The organism is Sphingobium sp. V4, from assembly GCF_029590555.1.
Taxonomy (GTDB): domain Bacteria; phylum Pseudomonadota; class Alphaproteobacteria; order Sphingomonadales; family Sphingomonadaceae; genus Sphingobium.
In genome coordinates this window covers 2,596,989-2,623,351 of the sequence record NZ_CP081001.1, presented here as the reverse complement: position 1 = coordinate 2,623,351, position 26,363 = coordinate 2,596,989, and the positions used below count along the sequence as shown (strand labels likewise).

Below are 26,363 nucleotides of genomic sequence, written 5' to 3'. Positions count from 1 at the left end.
CGTTTCGTTCAGGCAAGTCCTTCTTTTTTGCCGACGCGCCGATAGGACGACGCGCCGGCCCTGGCCTCATTCGGCGGGCTGCACTTGCCCGCCGCCGTCCTTGTCGTCGCCCGGCTTGTAGGTCAGCAGGCCCCGGCCCAGGCGCGGGCCGATCCAGCTTTCCAGGCCGATCGCCAGGCTGAAGCTCGCCGGCACGATCACCAGCGTCAGCACAGTGGACAGGATCAGGCCGCCGATCACGGTGATGCCCATCGGCGCGCGCCATGCGCCGTCGCCCGACAAGGCGAGCGCGGTCGGCACCATGCCCGCCACCATCGCGACCGTCGTCATGACGATCGGCTGGGCGCGCTTGTGTCCGGCATCGACGATCGCCTCATATTTGGGCACGCCCTTCTCCATTTCCTCCAGCGCGAAGTCGATGACCAGGATGGAGTTCTTGGCGACGATGCCCAGCAGCATCAGCAGGCCGATCAGCACCGGCATCGAGATGGGATTGCCCGTCAGGTGCAGCGCCACCGCGCCGCCCAGCGGCGCCAGCAGCAGCGACCCCAGGTTGACGAAGGGGGGCATCACCCGCTTGTAGAGCAGCACCAGGACCGCCAGTACCAGCATGATGCCGGAAATGACGGCGATGACGAAATTGGTGAGCATTTCCGCCTGCCATTTCGCGTCGCCGGCGTCGATCTTCTGCACGCCCTGGATGCGGCCTTCGACAATGTCCTTCATCAGCGGCAGGGCGTTGATCTTGGCAGTGGCCTGGCTGGTGACGATGCCCGGCGCGAGGTCCGCGCCCACGACGATGCGACGGATCTGGTTGTAGCGGCGAATCTGCGTCGGGCCGGCGCCGAAGCTGATGTCGGCGACGACCTTGAGCGGGACCGACCCGCCGCTGACGGTGGGAACCGGCATATTCTCGATCGTCGCGATATCCTTGCGGCTGTCCTCGGCGATCGACACGCGGATCGGGATCTGGCGGTCCGACAGCGAGAATTTGGCGCTGTTCTGGTCGATGTCGCCGATGGTCGCGATGCGGATCGACTGGCTGAGCGCCGCCGTGGTCACTCCCAGGCTCGCGGCCAGGTCGAGGCGCGGCTTGATGATGATTTCCGGCCGCTGCATGTCGCCTTGTACCCGCGGCGCACGCAGTTCCGGAATGCGGGCCATTTCGGCGACCAGGCGGTTTGCGGTCTGGTCCAGCTTTTCCGGGTCGTCGGACCCGAACATCATGATGATGTCGCGGCCGAAGCCGCCGCCCGATTGCGACTGAAAATTGACCCGCGCATCGGCGATCGTCTGGAATTTGGGCGCGATCTTGCGCTCCCAGTCGACCGAACTGATCGGCCGGTCCTTCTTCAGCGTCAGGAAGATGTCGGCCGTGGTCGGCTCGATATCCGCAAAAGCGGCATCGACGACCTCCGTGTCGGCCGCCAGCATGTCGGCGACCTTGCGGGTGATGGCGGTGGTCTGCTCCAGTGTGCTGCCTGGCACCGTCTCGATCTTCACCTGGCTGAAATCGGTGTTGATGGTCGGCTGGAACGTCATCGGCAGGGTCGAAAAGGCGAGGATCGTAGCCAGGAAGGCCAGAAGGCCGAAGCCCATCGTCCAGACCCGGTGGTCGATTAAGAAGGCGACGGTCCGGTTGCCGATTCCGCCGCGTGCGCGCCGCGCCTTCGCCTTTCGGTCGTTGAGCGACCAGCGCAGCACGTCCATGTAACGGTCCATCATCCAGCCTTCGCCATGGCTCTCCTCGCCATGGGCCTTCAGGAAATAGGCGGCGATCATCGGCGTGATGAGGCGGGCGACGGCCAGGCTCATCAGCACCGAAACGACCACGGTCATGCCGAACTGGATGAAGAACTGGCCCGAAATGCCGGGCATCAGCGCGACCGGCAGGAACACCGCGACGATCGCCATGGTGGTTGCGAGCACGGCGAGGCCGATTTCGTCGGCAGCGTCGATGGATGCCTGATAGGCGGATTTGCCCATCCGCATGTGGCGGACGATATTCTCGATCTCCACGATCGCGTCGTCGACCAGCACGCCTGCCACCAGGCTCAACGCCAGCAGCGAGATGCCGTTCAGCGTGAAGCCCATCATGTCCATGAACCAGAAGGTCGGGATGGCCGAGAGCGGAATGGCGAGGGCGGAAATCATCGTCGCGCGCCAGTCGCGCAGGAACAGGAAGACGATGACCACGGCCAGCACGGCGCCTTCGATCATCGCCGCCATGGCGCTGTGATATTGCTCCTTGGTATAGTCGACGCTGGTGTAGAGCTGCTTGAACTGGACCTTGGGATTTTCCTTCTTCAGCTTGTCCAGCACCTTCATCGCATCGTCATAGACGGTGACGTCCGACGCGCCCTTGGCCTTTTCCATGCTGAAGCTGGTCACCTGCCGGCCGTTCATCAGTGCCTTGCTGCGCTGTTCGGCATACATGTCGCGCACGTCGGCGATGTCGGCGAGCTTGACCGTGCGGCCGCCGGAAATGGCGATCTGGGTCGCGCCCAGGCCGCGCGCATCGCGCGCGTTGCCGAGCACGCGGATCGACTGTTCGGCCCCGGCGATCTCGGTCCGTCCGCCGGCGGCGTTCAGGTTCACCTGGTTGAGCTGCTGGTTCACCTGCGCGGCAGTGATGCCGAACGCCTGCAGCTTGGCCGGGTCCAGGATGACGCGGATTTCCCGGCTGACGCCGCCGCCCCGGTTGACGGCCGCCATGCCGCTGACCGACAGCAACCGCTTGGCGACCGTATTGTCGACATACCAGGACAGTTCCTCCAGCGTCATGTCGGTCGCCTCGGCACTGAAATAGGCGATCGGGCCTCCGTCCACGTCGATGCGCTGGACCTGCGGCTCCAATATGCCCTCCGGCAGGTCGCTGCGGATCTGATCGACGGCGTTCTTGACGTCGTTGACCGCGCGGTCGACCGGCGTGCCGATCTGGAACTGGACATTGGTCAGCGACCGGCCCTCGGACGCGAAGGAGGTGATCTCGTCGACGCCGCTGATCCCGCGCACGGCCGCTTCGATCCGCTGCGTGACCTGCGTTTCCAGCTCGGTCGGCGCCGCGCCCGGCTGGCTGACGATCACGCTGACCGCAGGGAAGCTGATGTCCGGATTATTGTTCACGTCCATCCGCATGAAGCTGACGATGCCCGCCAGCACCAGTGCGGCGAACAGGACCAGTGGCGTTACCGGGTTGCGGATCGCCCATGCGGAAATATTGCGGAAATTCATGACGGCTTCCTTCGCCGGACGCGGAAATCCGCGCCCCTCCTCATCCTGCGGCGCGCGGACGGTCCTGCGCGCGTAAAGCTCCAGGCGACCGCCCCGGAGGGCACGTCGCCGTGCGTCAGCCGGCCTTGAGCGGTTCGGGCTTCACCTTCTGTCCCGGCGCCAGGAAGGCGCCGGCGGAGGTCACGATCTTTTCCGTGCCGGTGATGCCGCTCGTTACCGCCACGCCCGCGTCGGACACCTGGCCCACGGTCACGTCGCGGCGTTCCACCTGGCCCTTGCCGTTGACGATATAGACATAGCTGCCCTTGGCATCGCTCTGCACTGCCGATTCCGGCAACAAAGGCGCGCTGCCCGATCCGCTGGTGATCGTCGCCGACGCAAAGCCGCCGGGCCGGATCGCCGGATTATAGGGAACGGCGATGCGGGCGATGCCGAGACGCGTCTGGGGATCGACCACCGGCGATACCTGCCATACGCGACCGGCGAAGCGGGCCTGGCTGCCGATCGGCGTCACTGTCGCGCCGTTGCCGGGGCGCAGCGTCGCGAGGTCGGCTTCGGCCACCTGCGCCTGCATCTCCATCTCGCCGTCCTTGGCCATGCGGAACAGCACACCGCTGCCGGCCTGGACGATCTGGCCGGGCTCCACGGTGCGTGTCAGCACGAGGCCGGCTGCGGGGGCGCGAATATCGAGCCGCCCGGTCCGTGCCCGCTGCTCGGCCAACTGGGCCGCCGCGACGCGCACGCGCGCTTCGGCCTGGTCGCGGGTGGCGGTACGCTGATCGATGTCGGCGGCGCTGATGAAGCCGCGCCCGACCAGCGCCTTGGCACGGTCAAGCTGCGCCTGCGCGAGCTTCGCGTCCGCGCGTGCCACTTCGACCTGCGCTGCGAGCGAGCGGACCTGTTCGGTCTGGACGGAGCGCTCGACGGTCGCGAGCACCTGGCCGGCGCGCACCCAGTCGCCCGGCTGCACCAGCACGCGCGTGACCATCCCCCCTTCGCCGACCACGCCGACCGGCATGTCGACCCGCGCCGCCAGCGATCCCGTCGCGCTCACTGTGCGCGCGACAGTCGACTGGCCGGGGCTGGTCACCGTCACAACGGGCACCTGCGCGGCGGGGGCCGGCGCGGCTGCCGGTTCGGCCCCGCGCATGGAAATCCAGGCGGCCACCGCAACCAGCGCGATTGCGATGCCGCCGCCGATCATCAGCCGCTTGCGGCTGCGGCGGGTGTCATCCTCGCCCATGACCATCGCCGAGTCGCCCAGCAATTGGGTTTCGTAATTCATGCCGATTTCCATCTCTCCGGCGCTTCGCCCCTGATAGGGACTGTATTATATAAATATAGCACCTCGCTCAACCCCCAATATCACGGTGCAAGGGGGCAGGGCAAAATCATAATGCACGGTGGACAGGGGCGGAAAGACGGCGGGTCGTGCGTTTCTCCCTCTTCGACAATGGATCGACTTGTCAGAATCACCGGATTGTGGCGCAATGGCCTCCGGTGCGGGGGTAGGGAGAGGAACGCGCCATGGAATTGCTCGGATGGATTATCGTCGGCCTGTTGGCCGGCGGGATCGCGAAGCTGGTGATGCCGGGCCGCGATCCCGGCGGGTGCGTCGTCACCATTTTACTGGGCATCGCCGGCGCGCTGCTGGCGGGCTTTGTCGGTCGCCTCGCCGGAATCTACCGGCCGGGCGACAGCGCCGGTTTCATCGCCGCAGTGCTGGGGTCGATCGCGGTGCTGGCCATTTATCGCTGGTTTGCCGCGCGGCGTTGACGGATGCGGGAATGAAAAAGGCCGCGCCTCGGCAGGCGCGGCCTTTTTGCTTGTAGTCTGGTGTGGTTTAGCGGACGGAGCCGCGGCGGACCAGATTGACGATCGCCAGCAGGATGATGGCGCCTACCAGCGACACCAGGAAGCTGTAGAGCGTCAGTCCATCGTTGATCGAGCCACCGCTGAAGATCAGGCCGCCGATGAAGGCGCCGACGATGCCGACCACGATATTGAGCAGGATGCCCTGCTGCGCGTCGGTGCGCATGACCATGCTGGCGAGCCAGCCAATGACGCCGCCGACAACAAGCCACAAGATGATGCCCATATTACTCTCCTTGACCACGCCCCCTGCGGGTTGGGTGCCTGTTCAACGGAGGAGCAGGCGTCGCGTTCCATGGTCGTGAAAATGATTCCGGGCCGGAAACCATCCGGGCTTTGCGCCGTTGTTGCGCGCCTTTCGCCCGGGCGAACGAAAAAGGCCGCCGGAGCGCGCCGGCGGCCTTTTCGGCTTCCTCTACGGGACGATCGGATCAGTATTTCTGCTGCCGTTCGTAGAGCGATTTATAATATTGGATGCGCGTGACGCGGAGGCCATGCATCCCCGACCGGTCGACCGCGCGCTGCCAGCCGGCGAATTCCTCCAGCGTCAGATTATAGCGCTTGCACGCTTCATCCACGGTCAGCAGGCCGCCATTGACCGCTGCCACCACTTCGGCCTTGCGCCGCACGACCCAGCGGGTCGTGTCTGCGGGCGGCAAGCTCTCCAGGGTTAGGGGCTCCCCAAGCGGGCCGACAACCTGAGCGGGCCTGATTTTCTGGTTCTCGATCATTCTTACCCTCAATGTGCGGCATTGGCGTTGCCGAATTCAGCAGTGAATCCCTTATCTTCCTCAGCCCTGAACATCGGCTAAAGCGCCACGGTAAACACAGCCTTCATCTTCCTTGCCCCCCAGCTAAACGACGTGCGATCAACGGGTTGAAGCTGCCCGCAAGTCGAACGGCCTCGATCATGCCGTCGGAACGTGGCGCGAAGAGTTCGGCCAGTTCCTGGACCCAGTCATCTTCCCCATCCTGCCCCCGCAGGACGCCCGCGACCGCCTGCGCCGTCGGGCTGGCCGCCTGGGCAGCCGCAGTCGCGGCGCGCAGGAACGGCCAGACCGGCGCGCGCGGCCAGCCTGGAACCTTGTTCGTGGCGGGCGTCAGCCCGCCTGACCGGAGGAAGCTCAGATCCATGCAGAGGCTTCTACCGGCGAATGGATAACCGACGGTAAATCCGCCGCACGCTTTGTCGCTTAATCAGACTCGTCTGGCCGCCAAATGGCGCGCGCAGGTGCAGACTTTGTTAACTTTTGCGCATCGGTCGGCCTTGCACTATATGCGCGCCCATGCAGCCCCAGTTCCAGCTTGCCGAGCCGCTAAACGCGCGGCGCATCGTCGTCGCCATGTCGGGCGGCGTGGACTCCAGCGTTGTCGCCGCGCTCGCCACGAAGACCGGCGCCGAAGTGATCGGCGTCACGCTCCAGCTCTATGACCATGGCGCCGCTGTCGGCCGCACCGGCAGTTGCTGCGCGGGGCAGGACATACGCGACGCGCGCGCGGTCGCCGACCGCATCGGCATCGCCCATTATGTCTTTGATTATGAAACGGCCTTTCGTGATTCGGTGATCGCCGACTTTGCTGACGAATATATGGCCGGCCGCACCCCCATCCCTTGCGTGAAGTGCAATATGGGCGTGAAGTTCACCGACCTCTTCCAGATCGCGCGCGACCTGGGCGCCGACTGCCTCGCCACCGGCCATTATGTCCAGCGGGTCGAGGGCGCGCATGGTGCGGAACTGCACCGCGCCGCCGATCCCGCCCGCGACCAGAGCTATTTCCTCTTCGCCACGACTCAGGCGCAACTCGACTATCTGCGTTTCCCGCTGGGTGGCCTGCCCAAGCCGCAGGTGCGCGAGATCGCGGCTGAACTTGGCCTGTCGGTCGCGCTCAAGCCCGACAGCCAGGACATCTGCTTCGTGCCCGACGGCGACTATGCGAAGATCGTGCGGAAACTGCGCCCCGACGCGGACGAGGGCGGCGACATCGTCCATATCGACGGCCGGGTGCTCGGCCGGCACAAGGGGATGATCCATTTCACCGTCGGCCAGCGCAAGGGGCTGGAGATTGGCGGCCAGCCCGACCCGCTCTATGTGGTGCGGCTGGACGCGGCGGGCAAGCGGGTGATCGTGGGGCCGAAGGCGGCGCTGGCGGTGTCGGGCGCGGTGCTGAGCGACATCAACTGGCTGGGCGGCGACTTCACCGGGCCTTTAACCGCCAAGGTCCGTTCGATGGCCAAGCCCGTCCCCGCGCGCCTCGACGGCGATCGCCTGCTCTTCGACGCACCGGAATTTGGCGTCGCACCGGGCCAGGCGGCGGTCCTCTACGCCGGCGACCGCGTGCTGGGCGGCGGCTGGATCGCCAGCACCCAGGCGGCGATGGCGGAAGCGGCCTGATAGGCATGTCATTGTACGCGCGCTCTTGGCTGTTTACCGGCTGGGTGTTGCTGGTGTTCTTCACCTTTCCCACCTGGTCGGCTTTTATGGAGCGGATTGTCGGTCCTGATGGCTTGTGGCTTGTCGCCGCATTCTGGCTTGGCCATGCTTTCGTTCCGATGTTCCTGCTCAAATGTCCCGACTGCGGGCTATCACCCTTTGCCAGCAGCAAAAAGTTCATAGCTTGGCACACCACATGGCCGCGAAGGATTTGCGGGCATTGCGGTCACGACCACAGAAGGACGCAGATGGACGGGTAGATGGCCGTAACGCCGCAAACCTTGCCCTTTCGCGCCCCCGCGCGTAAGGCGCGCGCGTCATGACTCGCTCGCTCACCTTCGCCATCCCCAAGGGCCGCATCCTCGATGAGGCGCTGCCCCTGCTCGCCAAAGCCGGTATCGAGCCGGAGGCGGAGTTTCATGACAAGAAGAGCCGGGCGCTGCGCTTCGCCACCAACCGGCCCGACGTGTCGATCATCCGCGTGCGCGCGTTCGACGTCGCGACCTTCGTGGCCCATGGCGCGGCGCAGATCGGCATCGTCGGCTCCGACGTGGTCGAGGAGTTCGCCTATTCCGAACTCTACGCGCCGGTCGACCTTAACATCGGCCATTGCCGCCTGTCGGTCGCCGAGCCGGTCGACGCGGGCGACGAGGATCAGGCTGCGATGAGCCATGTCCGCGTCGCGACCAAATATCCCCACCTCACCCGCCGCTATTATGAAGCGCGCGGTTTGCAGGCCGAATGCGTCAAGCTGAACGGTGCGATGGAGCTGGCCCCCTCGCTCGGCCTGTCGCGCCGCATCGTCGATCTGGTTTCCTCGGGCGCGACGCTGAAAGCCAATGGCCTGGTCGAAACCGACATCATCATGCAGATCAGCGCGCGCCTGATCGTCAATCGCGCCGCCTACAAGATGCGCTCGGCCGAACTCTCGCCGCTGGTCGATGCCTTCCGCGCCGCCGTGGGGGTGAAGGATGCCGCTTAAGCTCTCTACCACCGACGGCGATTTCGCGTCCGCCTTCACCGCGCTGGTCGATGCCCGCCGGGAAGCGGACGAGGATGTGTCGCGGGACGTGACCGCGATCCTGAAGGCGGTGCGCGCTGGTGGCGACGCCGCGCTCGCCGATTATACCCGGCGCTTCGACCGCCATGACCTTGATGTCAGCGGCTGGGCAGTGACCCCTGCGGAAACTCGCGCGGCGCTCGACGGCATTTCGACGGAACTGCGCGACGCGCTGGAACTCGCGGCCGCGCGCATCACCGTCTATCATGAGAAACAGAAGCCGCAGGACAGCGACGGCGTGGACAGCGCGGGCGTGCGCCTTGGCGCGCGCTGGAGCGCGGTCGATGCCGCCGGCCTCTATGTGCCCGGTGGCCGTGCCGCCTATCCCAGTTCGCTGCTGATGAACGTCATCCCCGCCAAGGTCGCGGGCGTCCGCCGCATCGCCATGGTGACACCGACGCCGGGCGGCGAGATCAACCCGCTCGTTCTGGCCGCCGCGCAGATCGCCGGGATCGAGGAAATCTGGCGGGTCGGCGGCGCGCAGGCCGTGGCTGCGCTCGCCTATGGCACCGACCGGATCGCACCGGTGGACGTCATCACCGGCCCCGGCAACGCCTGGGTCGCCGAAGCCAAGCGGCAACTATATGGCGTGGTCGGCATCGACATGGTCGCCGGCCCGTCCGAGATCGTCGTCGTCGCCGATGGCAAGAACGACCCGGAATGGACCGCCGCCGACCTGCTCAGTCAGTCGGAACATGACCCGACCAGCCAGTCGATCCTCTTCACCGACGATGCCGCCTTTGCCGATGCCGTCGCGCAGGCTGTCGATCGCCAGATTCCGGCGCTTTCGACCAGCGCCGTCGCCCGCACCAGCTGGGACGCCAATGGCGCGATCATTCTGGTCCGCGACCTGGATGAGGCTATGCCGCTGGTCGACCGGCTCGCGCCCGAACATCTGGAACTCGCCGTGGACGATCCCGAACCGCTGTTCGCGCAGGTCCGCCATGCCGGATCGGTGTTCCTCGGCCGGATGACGCCCGAAGCGGTCGGCGATTATGTCGCCGGGCCGAACCATGTGCTGCCCACCGGCCGCCGCGCCCGTTTCTCGTCGGGCCTCTCGGTGCTCGACTTCATGAAGCGCACCAGCTTCCTCAGCCTCGACGCCAGGGCGATCGGCGCGATCGGCCCGGCCGCCGTCGCGCTTGCGCGGGCGGAAGGGCTGCCCGCGCACGCCGCCTCGGTGGCGCTTCGTTTGAAATAAAAATCCGTTCGCTTCGAGCATCGTCGAGAAGCCCGCGTGCAGCGCTTCTCGACAAATTCGAACCGGACGGAGTAGGGACATAGTGATGAACGACCGCTCCAAATCCCGCTCCGCCGCGCGCCTCGCCGCGGTACAGGCGCTCTACCAGCTCGAAATGGAGGGCACGCCCGTCCATATCCTGCTGCACGAATTTCACCAGCATCGCCTCGGCGCCACGATCGAGGATGTGACCTACGCCCAGGCCGAAGAGCCTTTCTTCGACGATGTCGTGACCGGGGTGGACCGCCGCCGCGACGAAATCGACGCGCTGATCGCCGCCCGCCTCTCCAGCGGCTGGAGTCTGGACCGGCTCGACAAGCCGATGCGCCAGATATTGCGTGCGGGCACATATGAACTGCTCGCCCGCAAGGATGTCGGCACCGGCACCGTCATCAGCGAATATGTCGATGTCGCCCATGCCTTCTACGACAAGCGCGAGGCGGGCTTCGTCAACGGCCTGCTCGACGGCGTGTCGAAGGATGTGCGGACGTCGTAATTCCGCTGGACGACAATTTCGCTGGTCATGGTCCTTGCCTCGCAGGCCGGGCTCCATCGCCAGATCGTGTCGGATGATGCATCTTGCGGGAGATTCATCCCCGCCTTCATGGGGATGGCGGAGGATTTGGCTATGGTAGAGGATGCGCTAGGTTCGAACCATGTCCGCCGAATTCCGCTTCCTGACCCTGCTGCGCCTGCTTGCGCATGACCCCGCCGCGCAGGGGTTGGTGGATGATGTCGCGATCCTGCCGGTGGGCGACCGCCGCCTGATCCTCACCAGCGACACGATGGTGGAAGGCGTCCATTATCTTCCGACCGATCCCGCCGCCGATATCGGCTGGAAGCTGGCGGCGGTGAACCTGTCGGACCTCGCGGCCAAGGGCGCGCGGCCGGTCGGCTGTCTGCTGAACTATGCCCTGTCGGGCGACGACGTCTGGGACGAGGCGTTCATCGCCGGTCTGGGCGAGGCGCTGGACCGCCACGCCATGCCGCTGCTGGGCGGCGACACGGTGAAGATGCCGGCAGGGTCCGCGCGCAGCTACAGCCTGACCGCCATCGGCGAAGCGACGGGACCGGTACCCACCCGCACCGGTGCGCGGGCGGGCGACCGCCTCTATGTCACCGGCCCGGTCGGTGACGCGGGCATCGGGCTCGATCTCGCCAGCGCCGATCCGTCCGCTACCGGCCCGCTGGTCGAAGCCTATCGCCGTCCGCGGCCGCGCCTGGTCGAGGGCGCGTTGCTCGCTCCCGTCGCCACGGCGATGATGGACCTGTCCGACGGCCTGCTGATCGACGCCGCACGCATGGCGCAGGCAAGCGGCGTCGCCATCACCATCGATCATGTCCCGCTCTCTCTCGCGCTGGAAAAGGTGCGCGGCGCCAGCATATCGGTTCAGATCGCCGCCGCCCGTGCGGGAGACGATTATGAACTGCTCTTCGCCCTTCCGCGCGGCGTGACGCCGCCAGTCCGCGCCGTGCCGGTCGGCCATGTGGCGGCAGGGTCGGGCCTCACCCTGATGATCGACGGCGCCGTCATTCCGCTGCCCGACCGGCTTGGATGGGAGCATGGCTAGGGTATTGCCCGCGCCTTGATCCACATCATGGCCCGCCTATCTTGACGCGCGCCGTCCGGCCTGTAGCTTGATCCCACCCTATTCTCAGCCGGTTGGAGCGCCTGGATGCGTGACGCCATGTTGCTGATTGACGCGGTGCCCGATGCCGGACCCTTCGTTCCGGCGGTCCGCCCCTGCGCGCCGCAAACTTGCCTTTCGCCTGCCCGTCATTCCCTGCGGAGCGGCCGATGACAGCAACAACAGGGGGAGAGGAACAAGCATGGAGATAGTCTATATCGCCATAGGGTGCGGCCTGCTGGCCATAGTCTACGGGCTTTTCACCAGTCGACAGGTACTGGCCGCCTCGCCGGGCAATGACGTGATGCAGGCGATTGCCGGCGCCATTCAGGAAGGAGCCAAGGCCTATCTTGGTCGCCAATATATGACGATCGCGATCGTCGGGATCGTCGTCGCGGTCCTCGTCGCGCTCTTCCTGGGCCTGACCTCGGCCGTGGGCTTCCTGATCGGCGCGATCCTGTCGGGGGCGGCGGGCTTTATCGGCATGAACATTTCGGTGCGCGCCAATGTCCGTACCGCCGAAGCCGCGCGCGGCACGCTGCAAAGCGGCCTCACGGTCGCGTTTCGGGCCGGCGCGATCACCGGGATGCTGGTCGCCGGCCTCGCGCTGCTCGCGATCAGCGGTTTCTTCTGGTATCTGACCGGCCCGGCCGGCCATGCGCCCGACGATCGCCTGGTGATCGACAGCCTGGTCGCGCTGGCCTTCGGCGCGTCGCTCATCTCCATCTTCGCGCGCCTGGGCGGCGGCATCTTCACCAAGGCGGCCGATGTCGGCGCGGACCTGGTCGGCAAGGTGGAGGCGGGCATCCCGGAAGATGATCCACGCAACCCGGCCGTCATCGCCGACAATGTGGGCGACAATGTGGGCGACTGCGCCGGCATGGCCGCTGACCTGTTCGAAACCTATGTCGTCACCGTAGGCGCGACCATGGTGCTGATCGCGCTGCTGGTCAGCGGCGTCGACAACGCGTTCCTGCTGAAGCTGATGGCCCTGCCGCTGATCGTGGGCGGGGTGTGCATCATCACCTCCATCATCGGCACCTACATGGTCCGCCTGGGCGCCAGCCAGTCTATCATGGGCGCGCTCTACAAGGGCTTCTGGACAACCGCGATCCTGTCGATCCCGGCCATTTACGGCGTCACCGCCTATGTGCTGGGCGACATGAACGCCGTGTTCGGCGCCGACCTCGACGGGGTGGGGGGCTATACCGGCATGGCGCTCTTCTGGTCGATGATGGTGGGTCTGGCCGTCACCGGCCTCATAGTCTGGATCACCGAATATTATACCGGCACCAATTATCGCCCGGTCCGCAGCATCGCGAAGGCGTCCGAAACCGGCCATGGCACCAACGTCATCCAGGGGCTGGCCGTGTCGCTGGAGGCGACCGCGCTGCCGACGCTGGTAATCGTCGTCGGCATCATCGTCGCGCACAGCCAGGCGGGGCTGATCGGCATCGCCTTCGCCGCGACCGCGATGCTGGCGCTGGCAGGCATGGTGGTGGCGCTCGATGCCTACGGACCCGTCACCGACAATGCCGGCGGCATCGCGGAAATGAGCCATATGGACGACAGCGTCCGGGTGAAGACCGACGCGCTCGACGCCGTGGGCAACACGACCAAGGCGGTGACGAAGGGCTATGCCATCGGTTCGGCGGGCCTTGCCGCTCTGGTGCTGTTCGGCGCCTATACGGAGGATCTGAAATACTACAACAGCGCGCTGGGCCTCACCGCGCCGGTCGATTTCAGCCTGTCCAACCCTTATGTGATCGTCGGCCTTCTGCTGGGCGCGCTGCTGCCCTATCTGTTCGGCGCGATGGGCATGACCGCGGTGGGCCGCGCGGCGGGCGACGTGGTGAAGGACGTGCGTGACCAGTTCGCCACCAACAAGGGCATCATGGAAGGTACCTCGCGTCCCAACTATGCCCGTACCGTCGACCTCGTCACCCGCGCCGCGATCAAGGAGATGATCATCCCCAGCCTGCTGCCGGTGCTGGCGCCGATCGCCGTCTATTTCGCCATCGCGGCAGTGGCCGGGGTCGCCAACGGCTTCGCGGCGCTCGGCGCGTTGCTGCTGGGCGTCATCGTTTCGGGGCTGTTCGTCGCCCTGTCGATGACCAGCGGCGGCGGCGCGTGGGACAATGCGAAGAAATATATCGAGGACGGCCATCATGGCGGCAAGGGCAGCGAGGCGCACAAGGCAGCCGTGACCGGCGACACGGTGGGCGATCCTTACAAGGATACGGCCGGCCCGGCGGTCAATCCAATGATCAAGATCACCAATATCGTCGCCCTGCTGCTGCTCGCTGCCCTGGCGCATGGAGGGTAGAAGCAAGGTATTGATTAACTGACGATTTCAGGTGACGCACGATCGGCCTCGTCCTATCAGAAGGACGGGGCCGATATGTTTGTGGGGGCATGATGAAGGGCGTTGTCGGATTGGTGGCGGGGGTCGCCGGCCTGTGGGGCATGGCGGTGTCGGCGCAGACGCCGCCCGCGCCGCAATGGACCATCCGGGATTTCGCCGCGCTGCCTTTGATGGATCAGCCTCGCCTGTCTCCCGACGGCCTGCACATCGCCAGCCGGGTTGCCATCGGCGGCGAACAGCGGCTCGTCATCGCCGATGTCCATGAAGGCCCCGAGCGTATCCGGTCGCTCGGTCTGGGGGAAAATGATCTCAACTGGTGGAAATGGGTCAATGACGACTGGCTGATCGCCGGCGTCGGCAATGAAACCCAGGTCGAAGGTATGCCCTGGTATCTGAGCCGTGTCGTCAGCGTGAAGCGCGACGGCAGCAAGGTGAACATGCTGGCGAAGAATGTGGCCGCGCAAAATGCCGACGACGTCATCTGGATCGCGCGCGACGGCAGTCCCCGCATCCTGCTGTCCTACCAGACCTCGATCTATTATTCGGATCCCGGCTTCTGGCCGAAGGTGGACGAGGTCGATGTCACGACCGGCCGGATGCGTAGCATCGTGGCGCCCCGTCAATTCGTGCGTGGCTGGTACGCCGACGCCCAGGGCAATGTGCGAATGGGCATCGGCTATAATGACAGCAGCCGGACAGCCAAGCTGCTCTACCGTCCCGATGGCAGGTCCAGCTTCAGGGTGGTCGACCGGGCCGACCGGCGGCGCGACGAATCGCTGGTGGTGCCCTTGCTGTTCACCGCCGATCCGGGCCGCGCGATCGCCAGCGATGATCGCGAAGGCACCGACGCGCTCTACGAACTGGATCTCTCCACGCTCGAACTGGGGCAAAAGCTCTTTGCCGCGCCCGGCTTCGACATCGACTGGATCGAGGAGGACGCGGCCGGGACGGGGCTGGCCGGCGTGCGCTACACGGCCGACGCCCCAGCGGTACACTGGTTCGATGCCAATCTGGCCAAGATCCAGTCGGACATCGACAAGGCCGTCGGTGATCGCCGCGCCCGTATCATGTCCACCAGCCGCGACGGCCAGCGCATGATCGTCCATGTCGGCACGCCCGATCAGCCGGGCACCTATTATTATTATGATACGGCGGCCGGTGCGATGAGCGTCCTGTCCCGCGTCAGCGATCGCTTCCCCGGCAAGGCCCGGCTTTCGCCGGTCAGAACGATCCGGTACAAGGCGCGCGACGGGCTGGAGATCGCCGCTGTCCTGACCTTGCCGGCGGCCAAGGACCCGAAAAATCTGCCGCTCATCCTCATGCCCCATGGCGGTCCCTTTGCCCGTGACGTGGAGGAATGGGACTGGTGGGTGCAGTTCCTCGCCTGGCGCGGCTATGCCGTGCTCCAGCCCAATTATCGGGGGTCTTCGGGCTATGGCACAGCCTTTGCCGAAAAGGGCGAGGGCCAGTGGGGACTCGCGATGCAGGATGATCTCAACGATGCGGTCGACTGGGCGGTGAAGGAGGGGCTGGCCAATCCCAAACGGGTCTGCATGGTCGGCGCCTCCTATGGCGGCTACGCGGCGATGCGTGCGGCCCAGCGCGATGGCGCAAAATATCGCTGCGCCGTTTCCTATGCCGGCGTGTCGGACCTTGGGGCGATGATGCGCTATGACAGCCGCTTCCTGAACCACGGCACGCGCAAGGACTGGATGAAGGAGCAGGCGCCCGATTTCGCGACTGTGTCGCCGATCAACTTCGCCGCGCAATTCTCGACACCCATCCTGTTGATGCACGGCAGGAAGGATCGCCGCGTTCAGGTGGGGCAGTCGCGGGAAATGGCGGAGAAGCTGAAGGGCGCCGGCAAGGTGGCGGGGCGCGATTATATCTATGTCGAACAGCCTTTGGCCGACCATTTCTTTTCACGCGAAGCCGACCGGCTGGAATTTCTCGAAAAGCTCGATGCCTTCCTCCAGGCGCATAATCCGGTCTGACACCGGGCGCGCTTGCCGCGTCTTTCCGCCGGGCCTATAGCGCGCGCCATGACTGCCGAACCCTTCCGTTCCCAGCTTGCCGCGCTGGAGCAGCGCGGGCGGCTGCGTCGCCTCTCCCCCCGCGCGGGACGCGATTTCGCATCCAATGATTATCTGGGTCTCGCGGGGGATCCGATGATCGCGCAGGCCGTTGCCGATGCGGTGGCGCGCGGCGTGCCGCTGGGGTCGGGCGGCTCGCGCCTGCTGCGCGGTAATGCGCCCGAGCATGAAGGGCTGGAGGCCAAGGCGGCCGACTTCTTCCGCACCCAGGCGGCCCTCTATGTCGCCAACGGCTTCGTCGGCAATCTCGCGCTCTTCTCGACCCTGCCGCAGCGCGGCGACCTGATCGTCGCCGATGAACTGATCCACGCCAGCGCCCATGATGGCATCCGTATGAGCAAGGCCGCCGCAGTCTTCGCTGCGCATAATGACGTGCAGAGCTTCGCGGATCGCATCGCCGCCTTCCGGACGGACGGGGGGAAGGGGCGCATCTGGATCGCGGTAGAGACCCTCTATTCCATGGATGGCGACCTGGCGCCGCTCGCCGATCTCGCACGTCTTGCTGCGCAGCATGATGCGATGCTGTTGCTGGACGAGGCGCATGGCACCGGCGTCTTCGGCCCCGGCGGACGTGGCCTGTCGGCGGGTCTCGACGGGCTGCACAACGTCATCACGCTTCACACCTGCGGCAAGGCGATGGGGGCGGAGGGCGCGCTCATCTGCGGTTCGCGCATCCATATCGACTATCTCATCAACCGCGCCCGCGCGTTCATCTTCTCGACCGCGCCCTCGCCGCTGATGGCGGTCGCGGTGTCGGCCGCGATCGATCGGATCGAGCGGGCCGGCGACCTGCGCGAGCGGCTGATGACGCTGCGCCAGGACGCGGCGGAGGCGATCTGCGCGCCGCTGGGGTTGCCGTCCCCGCGTAGCCAGATCCTGCCTGTGATCCTGGGCGAGGACAGCCGCGCCATGGCCGCCGCCGCCGCCTTGCAGGAGGCAGGGTTCGACGTGCGCGGCATCCGCCCGCCGACCGTGGCGCCCGGCACCAGCCGGCTGCGCATCTCGCTGACCCTCAATGCCAGCCGCGCCGACGTGGCCGCGCTGGGCCGCGAATTGCAGCGGGTGGTGCAATGACCATCCTCGTCGTCACCGGCACCGACACCGGCATCGGCAAGACCGTGTTCGCCGCCGGCCTTGCGGGCGCGCTGGGCGCGCATTACTGGAAGCCCATCCAGGCCGGGGTCGATCCCGAAGGCGACAAGGAAACGGTCGCCGCCCTGTCGGGCCTGTCGCCGGACCGCATCCTGCCGGAAGCCTATCGGCTCAACACGCCTGCATCGCCGCATCTCGCCGCGCGGATCGACGGGGTGGAGATCGACCTCGATCGCCTGACCCTGCCGCAGGTCGATGGGCCGCTGGTGATCGAGGGGGCGGGGGGCGTGCTGGTCCCTGTCACCGAAACGCTGCTGATGGCCGACCTGTTCGCCCATTGGGGCCAGCCGGTCATCCTCTGCGCCCGCACCGGCCTCGGCACGATCAACCACAGCCTGCTCAGCATAGAGGCGCTGCGCGCGCGCGGAGTGCCCATCGCCGGCATCGCCTTCATCGGTGATCCGCACGCGGAAAATGAGCGGATCATCCCGCGGATCGCGGGAATTTCCTCGCTCGGCCGCCTGCCGCATCTCGATCCGCTCGATCCCGCCGGCCTGGCCCGCGCCTTTGCGGCGCACATTGCGCTTTCCGATCCTTTCAACCGCTGATAATTTTCGACCAACGACATGGACATCGCTCTTTGACGGGCGTTCAAGTCCTGCCCATGCCGGGCGCATCATGCGGTCGCCCGACCTGTCACAAGCAAGGGACGCTTTGATGAAGAACCTCCTCCTGGGCGCCGCCGCGACCGCGCTCGCCCTGGCCGCCACCATGGCCCATGCCGATCAGGCGGCTCCGTCGCCCGCGAGCAGCGCCGCCCGCAATACCGGCGTGAAGCCCACCTATGGCACATTCGGCTTCGACACCGCCGGCATGGACAAGTCGGTGAAGCCGGGCGACGATTTCTACGATCATGCCAATGGCAGCTGGGCGAAGAACACGCCGATCCCGGCCGACAAGTCCAACTATGGTGCGTTCAACACGCTGGACGACCTGTCGCGCACCCGCACCAAGGGCATTCTCGAAGCGGCGCAGGCCGACCCGAACAGCAAGATCGGCAACGCCTATGCCGCCTATATGGACGGCGTCACGGTCGAGGCGAAGGGGCTGGCCCCGATCAAGCCGTGGCTGGCCGAGATCCAGGGCGTGAACGACCTGGCGAGCTATGCCAAGGTTGCGGCCAAGGCTGCCCGTTCCGGCATTCGCGGCCCGTTCCGCTTCTATGTCGGGCAGGACGACAAGGATCCCGAAACCTATATCCTCTCGATGATGCAGGGCGGCCTGGGCCTGCCCGACCGCGACTATTATCTGGACCAGGGCGAGAAGATGGCGGCGATCCGCACCGCCTATGTCGCCCATCTGGAAAAGATGCTGACGCTGGCCGGCGAACCCGATGCCCGGTCGCGCGCCGCTGCGCTGATGGCGTTCGAGACGGAGATCGCCAAGGTCCACTGGACCCAGATCGACAGCCGCGACGCCGACAAGACCTATAACAAGATGGCGCTGGCGGACCTGCAAAAGGCCGCGCCCGGCTTCGATTTCGCGGCCTTCTATGCCGCCAACAATCTCCAGCCAGCGCAATTGCTGGTCGCCCAGCCCAGCGCCGTGACCGGCGAAGCGGCGCTGATCGCCAAGGCGCCGTTGCAGGTGCTGAAGGACGGACTGCTGCTGTCCAGCCTGCACGCCTATGCCGACTATCTGCCCGACAGCATCCCAAACGCCGACTTCGCCTTCTACGGCACCACCTTGTCCGGCACGCCCGAGCGCGAGGAGCGGTGGAAGCGCGGAGTCACCTTCCTCAAGGAATCGCTGGGCGAGGAAGTGGGCAAGGCCTATGTCGCCCAATATTTCCCGCCCGAAACCAAGGCGGCGATGGACCAGCTGGTCAAGAATGTCCTCGGCGCCATGGGCCGCCGCATCGACGGACTGCCCTGGATGAGCAACGAGGCCAAGGCCCGCGCGCACAAGAAGTTGGCCGCCTTCACCCCCAAGATCGGCTATCCCGACAAGTGGCGGGATTATAGCGGGCTGGAGATCAGGCGCGACGACCTGTTCGGCAATGCCCTGCGCTCCAATGCGTTCGAATTCGACTATAATGTCGGCAAGCTCGGCAAGCCCATATATCGCTGGGAATGGGGCATGACGCCGATGGAGATCAACGCCTATGCCAATTTCGGCATGGTCGAGATCGTCTTCCCCGCCGCCATCCTCCAGCCGCCCTTCTTCGATCCCCATGCCGACCCCGCTGTCAACTATGGCGGCATCGGCGCGGTCATCGGCCATGAACTGAGCCATCATTTCGACGATCAGGGCGCGAAATATGACGAGACCGGCAAGCTCAACCAGTGGTGGACGGATCAGGACGTCGCGAACTTCAAGGGCCTGACCGACAAGCTGGTCAAGCAGTATGACGCCTACGAACCCTTCCCCGGCGCGCATGTGAAGGGCGCGTTCACCCTGGGCGAAAATATCGGCGATCTGGGCGGCCTGGCGGTCGCGCTCGATGCCTATCACGCCTCGCTCGGCGGGAAAAAGGCCCCCGTGATCGACGGGCTGACCGGCGACCAGCGCTTCTTCCTCGGCTGGGCGCAGGTGTGGCGGCGCAATTATCGCGAGGCGAACCTGCGTCAGCGACTGGTGACCGATCCGCACGCGCCGTCGCAATATCGCGCCGACATCGTGCGCAACTTCGACGCCTGGTATGACGCCTTCAAGCCCGCGCCGGGCGGCAAGATCCATCTCGCGCCCAAGGACCGCGTGAAAATCTGGTAGGAATCGGTCGGGCCGGGTTCATCCGAATCCGGCCCGATTTTCATTATGATAGCGAAATAATTGGTGGTGCGGCAGGATGCCGCTTGCCGCCGACGAACCGATGTGCGCGCGCCAGCCATCTTTTGAATCCCACGACTCGCCGTTCCGCCCTTTCCCGCTCGGAACGCATTTCACAGCTTGGCCGTCTGATCAGCAACTTGATCACAAGGAGAAGCATGTTGACGGGTCTCAACACCACCGGTTTCCTCAAGGCGGGCATCGCCTCGATCGCATTGTTCGCCGCCTATCCCGCCCTCGCCCAGAGCGAGGCCGCCGCACCTGCGGCCCCGGCCGCTCCGGCTGCCGGCGCCAGTAATTTCAGTGACGCCGACATCAAGCAGTTCGCCGCCGCCGCGGTGGAAGTGACGAAGATCCAGCAGGATTCGTCCATCCCCGACGCGGACAAGCAGCCCAAGATGGTCGCGGCACTGCAGGCATCGGGCATCCCGCCCGAAAAGTTCAATCAGATTGGCCAGGCAGCCGCCGCCGATCCGGCGCTGCAGCAGCGCATCCAGGCGGCCGCCCCGGCCGCCCCGGCGCCTGCCCCGGCAGACCCTGCCGCGCCCGCGCAACCGGCCCAGCCGCCGCAGCAATAATGTTCCCCGGGGCCGGGCTTGGCGACATCGCCACGCCCGGCCTTCCTCTTTGTTCCCCAATGCGTAAAAATATCGGGGGTGACGCGCCCTTGATCGCCTGTCTATCCTAACACCATGCAGGAACAGGCACTTTCCATCGCGCTGATCGGCATATTGGGGATCGGCGCGCAATGGATCGCCTGGCGGACCGGCTGGCCCGCCATCGCCCTGATGCTGGCGGCAGGCGTAGTTGGCGGACCCGTCCTCCACCTTATCAATCCCGAGCATGTCTTCGGCGACCTGCTGGAGCCGATGGTGTCGGTTGCGGTCGCGCTGATCCTGTTCGAGGGTGGTCTCAGTCTCAATTTTCGCGAATTGCGCAAGACCGACGGTGCGGTCACGCGCCTGGTGCTCCTGGGTTCGCCGATCGGCTGGGCATTGGGATCGCTCGCCTGTTATTATATCGCCGGCCTCGTCTGGCCGGTGGCCATCCTGTTCGCGGGCATATTGGTTGTCACCGGGCCGACCGTGGTGCTGCCGCTGCTGCGTCAGTCCAATGTCGCCGCACGGCCGCGCGCGATCCTGAAATGGGAAGCGATCGTCAACGATCCGACCGGCGCGCTGCTGGGCGTCGTCACCTATGAATATCTGCGCCGATCGGGGGAGGGGAGTTCGCTTGCCACCGTCATCGTCTCCCTGATCGCCGCCGCCATCGTCGCCGGGCTGTTGGGCTGGATCGCGGCGCGCGCGATCGGCTGGATCTTCCCGCGAGGCCATGTGCCCGAATATCTCAAGGCTCCGGTGCTGCTGGTCGCGGTGATCGGGGTGTTCGTCCTGTCCAACATCATCCAGCAGGAAACCGGGCTGCTCGCTGTCACGGTTATGGGCGTGGCGCTGGCGAACATGCGGCTGGATTCGCTGCGCGACATCCAGCCCTTCAAGGAAAATGTCACGGTCCTCCTCATCTCGGGCGTGTTCGTGATCCTGTCGGCCTCGCTGGACCTCGCTGTCCTGCGTCAGTTCGAATGGCGCTTCCTCGGCTTCCTCTTCGCCCTCCTGTTCCTGGTCCGGCCGATCACCGTGCTGTTGAGCCTCGCCTTCTCGCCCGTCCCCTGGAACGAGCGGCTGCTGGTCGCCTGGATCGCTCCGCGCGGCATCGTGGCGGTCGCCATTTCCGGCCTGTTCGCGCTGCGGCTCGATCGCCTTGGCTATGGCGACGGCTCGATTCTCGTCACTTTGTCCTTCGCGGTGGTGGTGGCGACGATCGTCTGCCATGGCTTTTCGATCAAGCCGGTGGCCCGCCTGCTGAAGGTCACGGGTGCGCAGGAAAAGGGGCTTTTGCTGGTGGGCGCCACTCCCTTCAGCCTGGGCCTGGCTTCGCAGTTACAAGCGCTGGAGGTGCCGGTGATGATCGCCGACAATAGCTGGCAGCGACTGGCGCCGGCTCGCCATGCCGGCATCCCGACCTATCATGGCGAGATATTGTCGGAAGCGACCGAGGAACGGCTCGACCTCGCCCGGTTCCAGGTGCTGGCGGCGACGACCGATAACGAAGCCTATAATGCGCTGGTCTGCAACGAGTTCGCGCCTGAAATCGGCCGCGACAATGTCCATCAGCTGGGCGACGCCAGTGACGATGAAGACCCCCGCGCCCTGCCCGAATCGCTGCGCGGCCGCGCGCTCTTTTCCTCAGGCCATGGCGTGGAGGACATCATGCAGCGCGAGGAACAGGGCTGGACCTTCCGCAAGACCCGGATCAGCGAGCAGTTCGACTTTGAGGCCGCACGTGCCTCCCTGGCCGAAGGCGGCGACATGCTGCTGCTGGTGCGCAGGAATGGCGCGCTGCGTTTCTTCACCCACGCGTCGCGGCCGACGCCCCAACCCGGCGACACGGTCCTGTCCTATGTGCCGCCCGCCGACATATGGCCGAAAGGAGAGCAAGAATGAGGAGATTGGCTCCCACGCCCCTTCTGCTGTGTGCGCTGGCCGCGTGCCACGCCCCTACGGACAAGGATGCCGGTGAGATAGCCGATGCAGCCAATGCGATCGAAGCCAATGCAGCGGCCAATATTGTCGAGCCGCAACGCTCGATCCTGCGTCCCGAGGTGATCGACAAGCCTGATGTGCCCGCGATCGAGCCGGTGGACGCGGTGATCGGGTTCGGCCAAGCCCCGATGGCGCTGGACGATGCCGCCAGGTCGGCGCTCGACCGGCTGCTGGCGACGCCCGCGATGAAGGCCGGCGGCCCCGTAACCCTGCGCGGTCACAGCGATTCGCGCGGCAGCGACGGCGACAACCGGGTCGCCTCCCGCATCCGGGGGGAATTGGTGCGCGACTATCTGGTCGAGAAGGGCGTGGCCAGGGGGCGCATCAGCCTGGTCGCGCTCGGCGAAACCCGGCCGATCGCCCCCAATGGGCGGGAGGATGGCAGCGACGATCCCGAAGGCCGGGCGAAGAACCGCCGGGTCGAGGTGCATGTCGCGCTTCCCGCCGTGATCGTCCCGCCTCCTGTGGAGCCTAAGCCGGCGGAGAAGCCATAGCCTTCCCATCTCCGCTGGCCTAAAGGCACGTCATGACCTCTCCTGTCTGGCATCCCTTCACCCAGCATGGCCTGAACGAGCCGATCCCCCATGTGGTCCGGGCAGAGGGGGCGCTGCTGCACCTCGCCGACGGCGGCACGTTGATCGACGGCATTTCCAGCTGGTGGGTGACGACCCATGGCCATTGCGAACCGCGCATCGCCGCCGCCATCGGGCGGCAGGCGACCCAGCTCGACCAATTGATCTTCGCCGCCTACACGCATGGGCCGGCCGAAGAGGTCGCGCGCGGGCTGATCGACCTCGCGCCGCGCTTCGATGGCCAGCCCGCACTCGCCCATGTCTTCTATTCCGACAGCGGTTCGACCGCGGTCGAAGTCGCGCTCAAGATGGCGCTCGGCTATTGGCACAATCTGGCGCTGGATGGCCTCGCCGAGGCGCGCAGCCGCATCCTCGTCCTTGAACATGGCTATCATGGCGACACGATCGGCGCCATGTCGATCGGCGAGCGCGGCGTCTACAACGCCGCCTGGACGCCCCTGTTGTTCGATGTCGGCACCGTTCCTTTCCCCGCGCCGGGCGGGGAGCAGGTCTGCCTCGACGCGCTGGAGGCCGCCTGCGCGGACAAGCCCGCTGCATTCATCGTCGAGCCGCTGATCCTGGGGGCAGGGGGGATGCTGATCTATCCGCCGCACATGCTGCGGGAAATGGCGGCGATCTGTCGCAAGCACGGCGTGCTCTTTATCGCGGACGAGGTGATGACCGGCTGGGGCCGCACCGGCACGCTTTTCGCCTGCGAGCAGGCCGGTGTCGTGCCCGATATCATGGCCGTGGCCAAGGGCATTACCGGCGGGGCCATCCCGCTCGCCGCAACGCTGGCCACCGCGCCGATCTTCGACGCGCATTCTTCGACCGATCGCGCGCGCCTCTTCTACCACTCGTCGAGCTATACGGCGAATGCGATCGCCTGCGCCGCCGCTGCCGCCAATCTCGCCATCTGGCGGGAAGAGGATGTGCTGGGCCGGATCGCCGCCCTGGCAGATGGCATGGCCACGCGACTCGCGCGGCTGGCGGCGCATCCCGCCTTTGCCAACCCGCGCCAGCTGGGCGCCATCGCCGCGATCGACCTTGTCGCGCCGGACGCTGGCTATCTTTCCGACCTTGCCCCGCGGCTGCGCGCCTTCTTTCTGGAACATGGCCTCTTGCTGCGGCCGCTGGGCAACAGCATATACCTCATGCCGCCCTATTGTCTCGACGCCGACCAGCTCGACATGATCTTCGCGGCGCTCCATGCCGCCGGTGAAAAGTTCGGTGTGCAACCCTGACTTTCATTTTGTGCGATTTGGCGCTATGGCGGCGCGATTTTTCGAATTCGGGATAATATGGCTAAAGAAGAACTGCTTGAAATGCGCGGACAGGTTGTGGAGCTTCTCCCCAACGCCATGTTCCGCGTGCGGCTGGAAAATGATCACGAAATTCTCGGCCATACGGCCGGCAAGATGCGCAAGAATCGCATCCGCGTGCTCGTGGGTGACGAAGTTCTCGTCGAACTCACCCCCTACGACCTGACCAAGGGTCGGATCACCTACCGCTTCAAATAAGCCGCTGGATTGATGCGGCTCATCCTTGCTTCGGCGTCCCCCAGGCGGCTTGACCTTCTGGGCCAGATCGGCGTCGTCCCCGACGCGGTCGATCCTGCCGATATCGACGAAGCCCCCCTGAAGCATGAAACGCCCGCAGCCTATGCTGCGCGCGTGGCGGCGGACAAGGGGGCGCTCGTCGCCGCGCGCCATCCGGGCGCGCTCATCCTGTCGGGCGACACCGTGGTCGCCGCCGGGCGCCGCATCCTGCCCAAGGCGGAAAGCGAGGACGAGGCGCGCGCCTGCCTCGCCCTGCTGTCGGGCCGCCGCCACCGGGTATTCAGCGCGATCACGCTGATCGACGCGGATGGGCGGGCGCGGCATCGCCTGGCGGATAATATCGTCACCTTCAAGCGGCTGGAGCGGGCGGAGATCGACGCCTATGTCGCCGGGGGCGAATGGCGCGGCAAGGCCGGCGGCTACGCGATCCAGGGCCACGCCGCGGGCTTGATCCGCGCCATCCAGGGCAGCCACAGCGCGATCATGGGCCTGCCGCTTTACGAAACCCGCGCGCTGTTGAAGGCAGCGGGCTACCCATTGGACTAGAGGGATTGCAAGGGAAAGGGCAGATTTCCCTGCTCGGCAACCCCACCAACAGGAACAGCATTATGGCCGAATGGCTCTATGAAGAAGGTATCGGCGAAGCCCGCGCGGCGCTGATCGAGCATGGCAAGCTGGTCGAGGCGCTGATCGAGCGGGACGGCGGTGATGCCCGTGCCGGCGCGGTCGTGCAGGGACGTCTGACCGCCACCATCATTCCCCGCAAGCGCGGTATCGTCCGCCTGACTTCGGGCGAGGAGGTGCTGCTGGAGCCGATCCCGCCCAGGCTGGCGGAGGGCGGCAATGTGCTGGTCGAAATCCTGCGCGAGGCGATTGCCGAGGAAGGCCGTCCCAAGCGGGCCAAGGGCCGCGTGCCAGCGCCCGGCGTCAAGCCCCATGCCGGACCCAGCCTGCTCCAGCGCATCCGCGCCACCGGCGTGCCCGTGATTCCGTGCCCCGCGCATGAAGAGGATCGGTTAGAGGCGCATGGCTGGAGCGAGTTGATGGAGGAGGCGATGACGGGCGAGGTCGGCACGGAGGCCGCCGCGCTGCGGCTTTACCTCACTCCCGCCATGTTGCTGATCGACGTGGATGGATCGCTGCCGCCCGCCCAGCTCGGTCCCAAGGGCGCCAAGCTTGCCGCCCAGGCGATCCGCCGCATGGGGCTGAGCGGGTCGATCGGCATCGACCTGCCGACGATGAACAACAAGGATGAGCGGATGATCGCCGCCGCGCAGATCGACAAATATCTGCCGCTTCCCTTCGAGCGCACCGCGGTCAACGGCTTCGGCTTCCTCCAGGTCATCCGCCGTCGCGAACGCGCCAACCTGATGGAATTGCTGCGCGAGGATCCGGTGCTGACGGCGGCGCTCGCGCTGCTGCGCCGCGCGGAACGGCATGGCCAGGGCGGGGCCGCGACGATCACCGCCGCGCCGGCGATCATCGACCTGTTGCGCAAGCGGCAGGACTGGGTCGAGCTTCTCGCCCGCCGCCGGGGCGGCGCGGTGATCCTGAGCGCCGACGCGGCGCTTTCCCTGGCGGGCGGCCATGTCGCCTAAGCCCGCGTCCTGTCCGGTCTGCGGCCAGCCTTCGTGCCCGGAAACCCGCCCTTTTTGCGGCCCCGCCTGCCGTGACCGCGACCTTCTGCAATGGCTCGGCGAAGGCTATCGCGTACCCGGTCCGCCAGCCGACGAAGCCGCGCAAAAAAATGGCAATTATGGGCTGGACAGCGAGCCGGATTGACG

Annotated in this window: 24 protein-coding genes; 19 read left to right on the top strand and 5 right to left on the bottom strand. The window is 66.1% G+C overall.

Annotation, left to right across the window (positions count from 1 at the left end; all coding sequences use genetic code 11):
- Positions 1-66 precede the first annotated feature (66 nt).
- Entirely contained in the window at positions 67-3,234 is a 3,168-nt protein-coding gene (locus tag K3M67_RS13100; protein WP_066861005.1) for an efflux RND transporter permease subunit, read from the bottom strand.
- A 115-nt stretch (positions 3,235-3,349) separates the two neighbouring features.
- Complete coding sequence (locus tag K3M67_RS13095) at positions 3,350-4,519, bottom strand: efflux RND transporter periplasmic adaptor subunit (RefSeq protein WP_066861088.1); 1,170 nt, start codon at positions 4,517-4,519, stop codon at positions 3,350-3,352.
- A 242-nt stretch (positions 4,520-4,761) separates the two neighbouring features.
- On the opposite strand from K3M67_RS13095, the gene K3M67_RS13090 reads away from it, so the two are divergent.
- A complete protein-coding gene (locus tag K3M67_RS13090; protein WP_066861008.1) occupies positions 4,762-5,010 on the top strand; it encodes a GlsB/YeaQ/YmgE family stress response membrane protein in 249 nt (82 codons plus the stop codon).
- A gap of 67 nt (positions 5,011-5,077) precedes the next feature.
- Here the strand turns inward: K3M67_RS13090 and K3M67_RS13085 are convergent, their stop codons facing one another.
- From K3M67_RS13085 to K3M67_RS13075, 3 genes are all read right to left on the bottom strand, one after another.
- A complete protein-coding gene (locus K3M67_RS13085; protein WP_013848281.1) occupies positions 5,078-5,332 on the bottom strand; it encodes a GlsB/YeaQ/YmgE family stress response membrane protein in 255 nt (84 codons plus the stop codon).
- A gap of 205 nt (positions 5,333-5,537) precedes the next feature.
- Positions 5,538-5,837, bottom strand: coding sequence for a CtrA inhibitor SciP (sciP, locus tag K3M67_RS13080; protein WP_066861011.1), 300 nt, complete (start codon positions 5,835-5,837; stop codon positions 5,538-5,540).
- 103 nt (positions 5,838-5,940) lie between these two features.
- Complete coding sequence (locus K3M67_RS13075) at positions 5,941-6,240, bottom strand: hypothetical protein (RefSeq protein ID WP_066861014.1); 300 nt, start codon at positions 6,238-6,240, stop codon at positions 5,941-5,943.
- A 152-nt stretch (positions 6,241-6,392) separates the two neighbouring features.
- Here K3M67_RS13075 and mnmA point away from each other — a divergent pair, with 152 nt between their 5' ends.
- The 18 genes from mnmA to K3M67_RS12985 all read left to right on the top strand — a co-directional run bounded on the left by mnmA (position 6,393) and on the right by K3M67_RS12985 (position 26,361).
- The gene (gene mnmA, locus K3M67_RS13070) at positions 6,393-7,499 is read left to right on the top strand and encodes a tRNA 2-thiouridine(34) synthase MnmA (protein WP_285831664.1); all 1,107 of its coding nucleotides are present in this window, start codon (positions 6,393-6,395) and stop codon (positions 7,497-7,499) included.
- A gap of 358 nt (positions 7,500-7,857) precedes the next feature.
- Entirely contained in the window at positions 7,858-8,520 is a 663-nt protein-coding gene (hisG, locus tag K3M67_RS13065) for an ATP phosphoribosyltransferase (RefSeq protein ID WP_285831663.1), read from the top strand.
- On the top strand, positions 8,510-9,799 hold the full coding sequence (gene hisD, locus K3M67_RS13060) for a histidinol dehydrogenase (protein ID WP_285831662.1): 1,290 nt from the start codon (positions 8,510-8,512) through the stop codon (positions 9,797-9,799). The genes hisG and hisD overlap by 11 nt, the downstream gene beginning before the upstream one ends.
- Before the next feature lie 85 nt (positions 9,800-9,884).
- On the top strand, positions 9,885-10,334 hold the full coding sequence (gene nusB, locus K3M67_RS13055) for a transcription antitermination factor NusB (protein ID WP_066861028.1): 450 nt from the start codon (positions 9,885-9,887) through the stop codon (positions 10,332-10,334).
- Positions 10,335-10,494: 160 nt separating this feature from the next.
- Entirely contained in the window at positions 10,495-11,409 is a 915-nt protein-coding gene (thiL, locus tag K3M67_RS13050) for a thiamine-phosphate kinase (protein ID WP_285831661.1), read from the top strand.
- A 259-nt stretch (positions 11,410-11,668) separates the two neighbouring features.
- The gene (locus K3M67_RS13045; RefSeq protein ID WP_285831660.1) at positions 11,669-13,792 is read left to right on the top strand and encodes a sodium-translocating pyrophosphatase; all 2,124 of its coding nucleotides are present in this window, start codon (positions 11,669-11,671) and stop codon (positions 13,790-13,792) included.
- 92 nt (positions 13,793-13,884) lie between these two features.
- Positions 13,885-15,825: an alpha/beta hydrolase family protein gene (locus K3M67_RS13040; protein WP_353051177.1), complete on the top strand. Its 1,941-nt coding sequence runs from the start codon at positions 13,885-13,887 to the stop codon at positions 15,823-15,825.
- A 48-nt stretch (positions 15,826-15,873) separates the two neighbouring features.
- A complete protein-coding gene (locus tag K3M67_RS13035) occupies positions 15,874-16,998 on the top strand; it encodes an 8-amino-7-oxononanoate synthase (RefSeq protein ID WP_285831658.1) in 1,125 nt (374 codons plus the stop codon).
- On the top strand, positions 16,995-17,624 hold the full coding sequence (bioD, locus tag K3M67_RS13030) for a dethiobiotin synthase (protein ID WP_066861040.1): 630 nt from the start codon (positions 16,995-16,997) through the stop codon (positions 17,622-17,624). Before K3M67_RS13035 ends, bioD begins: the two co-directional genes overlap by 4 nt.
- A 109-nt stretch (positions 17,625-17,733) precedes the next feature.
- Positions 17,734-19,788, top strand: coding sequence for a M13 family metallopeptidase (locus K3M67_RS13025; RefSeq protein WP_285831657.1), 2,055 nt, complete (start codon positions 17,734-17,736; stop codon positions 19,786-19,788).
- Between the two features lie 218 nt (positions 19,789-20,006).
- Positions 20,007-20,423, top strand: coding sequence for a DUF4168 domain-containing protein (locus K3M67_RS13020; RefSeq protein ID WP_285832943.1), 417 nt, complete (start codon positions 20,007-20,009; stop codon positions 20,421-20,423).
- A gap of 114 nt (positions 20,424-20,537) precedes the next feature.
- A complete protein-coding gene (locus tag K3M67_RS13015; RefSeq protein WP_285831656.1) occupies positions 20,538-22,349 on the top strand; it encodes a cation:proton antiporter in 1,812 nt (603 codons plus the stop codon).
- Positions 22,346-22,942 (top strand): OmpA family protein, encoded by a 597-nt coding sequence (locus tag K3M67_RS13010; protein WP_285831655.1) that lies wholly within the window; start codon positions 22,346-22,348, stop codon positions 22,940-22,942. Before K3M67_RS13015 ends, K3M67_RS13010 begins: the two co-directional genes overlap by 4 nt.
- Before the next feature lie 32 nt (positions 22,943-22,974).
- Positions 22,975-24,264, top strand: a complete 1,290-nt coding sequence (locus K3M67_RS13005; RefSeq protein ID WP_066861052.1) for an adenosylmethionine--8-amino-7-oxononanoate transaminase — start codon at positions 22,975-22,977, stop codon at positions 24,262-24,264.
- Positions 24,265-24,321: 57 nt separating this feature from the next.
- Positions 24,322-24,540, top strand: coding sequence for a translation initiation factor IF-1 (infA, locus tag K3M67_RS13000; RefSeq protein WP_003049127.1), 219 nt, complete (start codon positions 24,322-24,324; stop codon positions 24,538-24,540).
- A 12-nt stretch (positions 24,541-24,552) separates the two neighbouring features.
- Positions 24,553-25,125 (top strand): Maf family protein, encoded by a 573-nt coding sequence (locus K3M67_RS12995; protein WP_285831654.1) that lies wholly within the window; start codon positions 24,553-24,555, stop codon positions 25,123-25,125.
- A gap of 62 nt (positions 25,126-25,187) precedes the next feature.
- Positions 25,188-26,177, top strand: coding sequence for a ribonuclease (locus K3M67_RS12990; RefSeq protein ID WP_285831653.1), 990 nt, complete (start codon positions 25,188-25,190; stop codon positions 26,175-26,177).
- A complete protein-coding gene (locus K3M67_RS12985) occupies positions 26,167-26,361 on the top strand; it encodes a DNA gyrase inhibitor YacG (protein WP_285831652.1) in 195 nt (64 codons plus the stop codon). The genes K3M67_RS12990 and K3M67_RS12985 overlap by 11 nt, the downstream gene beginning before the upstream one ends.
- Positions 26,362-26,363 lie beyond the last annotated feature (2 nt).

Excerpts from the sequence above, each read along its gene's own strand:
- K3M67_RS13100 (WP_066861005.1), bottom strand. The coding sequence starts at position 3,234 with ATGAATTTCCGCAATATTTCCGCATGGGCGATCCGCAACCCGGTAACG.
- K3M67_RS13095 (WP_066861088.1), bottom strand. The coding sequence starts at position 4,519 with ATGAATTACGAAACCCAATTGCTGGGCGACTCGGCGATGGTCATGGGC.
- K3M67_RS13090 (WP_066861008.1), top strand. The coding sequence starts at position 4,762 with ATGGAATTGCTCGGATGGATTATCGTCGGCCTGTTGGCCGGCGGGATC.
- K3M67_RS13085 (WP_013848281.1), bottom strand. The coding sequence starts at position 5,332 with ATGGGCATCATCTTGTGGCTTGTTGTCGGCGGCGTCATTGGCTGGCTC.
- sciP (WP_066861011.1), bottom strand. The coding sequence starts at position 5,837 with ATGATCGAGAACCAGAAAATCAGGCCCGCTCAGGTTGTCGGCCCGCTT.
- K3M67_RS13075 (WP_066861014.1), bottom strand. The coding sequence starts at position 6,240 with ATGGATCTGAGCTTCCTCCGGTCAGGCGGGCTGACGCCCGCCACGAAC.
- mnmA (WP_285831664.1), top strand. The coding sequence starts at position 6,393 with ATGCAGCCCCAGTTCCAGCTTGCCGAGCCGCTAAACGCGCGGCGCATC.
- hisG (WP_285831663.1), top strand. The coding sequence starts at position 7,858 with ATGACTCGCTCGCTCACCTTCGCCATCCCCAAGGGCCGCATCCTCGAT.
- hisD (WP_285831662.1), top strand. The coding sequence starts at position 8,510 with ATGCCGCTTAAGCTCTCTACCACCGACGGCGATTTCGCGTCCGCCTTC.
- nusB (WP_066861028.1), top strand. The coding sequence starts at position 9,885 with ATGAACGACCGCTCCAAATCCCGCTCCGCCGCGCGCCTCGCCGCGGTA.
- thiL (WP_285831661.1), top strand. The coding sequence starts at position 10,495 with ATGTCCGCCGAATTCCGCTTCCTGACCCTGCTGCGCCTGCTTGCGCAT.
- K3M67_RS13045 (WP_285831660.1), top strand. The coding sequence starts at position 11,669 with ATGGAGATAGTCTATATCGCCATAGGGTGCGGCCTGCTGGCCATAGTC.
- K3M67_RS13040 (WP_353051177.1), top strand. The coding sequence starts at position 13,885 with ATGAAGGGCGTTGTCGGATTGGTGGCGGGGGTCGCCGGCCTGTGGGGC.
- K3M67_RS13035 (WP_285831658.1), top strand. The coding sequence starts at position 15,874 with ATGACTGCCGAACCCTTCCGTTCCCAGCTTGCCGCGCTGGAGCAGCGC.
- bioD (WP_066861040.1), top strand. The coding sequence starts at position 16,995 with ATGACCATCCTCGTCGTCACCGGCACCGACACCGGCATCGGCAAGACC.
- K3M67_RS13025 (WP_285831657.1), top strand. The coding sequence starts at position 17,734 with ATGAAGAACCTCCTCCTGGGCGCCGCCGCGACCGCGCTCGCCCTGGCC.
- K3M67_RS13015 (WP_285831656.1), top strand. The coding sequence starts at position 20,538 with ATGCAGGAACAGGCACTTTCCATCGCGCTGATCGGCATATTGGGGATC.
- K3M67_RS13010 (WP_285831655.1), top strand. The coding sequence starts at position 22,346 with ATGAGGAGATTGGCTCCCACGCCCCTTCTGCTGTGTGCGCTGGCCGCG.
- K3M67_RS13005 (WP_066861052.1), top strand. The coding sequence starts at position 22,975 with ATGACCTCTCCTGTCTGGCATCCCTTCACCCAGCATGGCCTGAACGAG.
- infA (WP_003049127.1), top strand. The coding sequence starts at position 24,322 with ATGGCTAAAGAAGAACTGCTTGAAATGCGCGGACAGGTTGTGGAGCTT.
- K3M67_RS12995 (WP_285831654.1), top strand. The coding sequence starts at position 24,553 with ATGCGGCTCATCCTTGCTTCGGCGTCCCCCAGGCGGCTTGACCTTCTG.
- K3M67_RS12990 (WP_285831653.1), top strand. The coding sequence starts at position 25,188 with ATGGCCGAATGGCTCTATGAAGAAGGTATCGGCGAAGCCCGCGCGGCG.
- K3M67_RS12985 (WP_285831652.1), top strand. The coding sequence starts at position 26,167 with ATGTCGCCTAAGCCCGCGTCCTGTCCGGTCTGCGGCCAGCCTTCGTGC.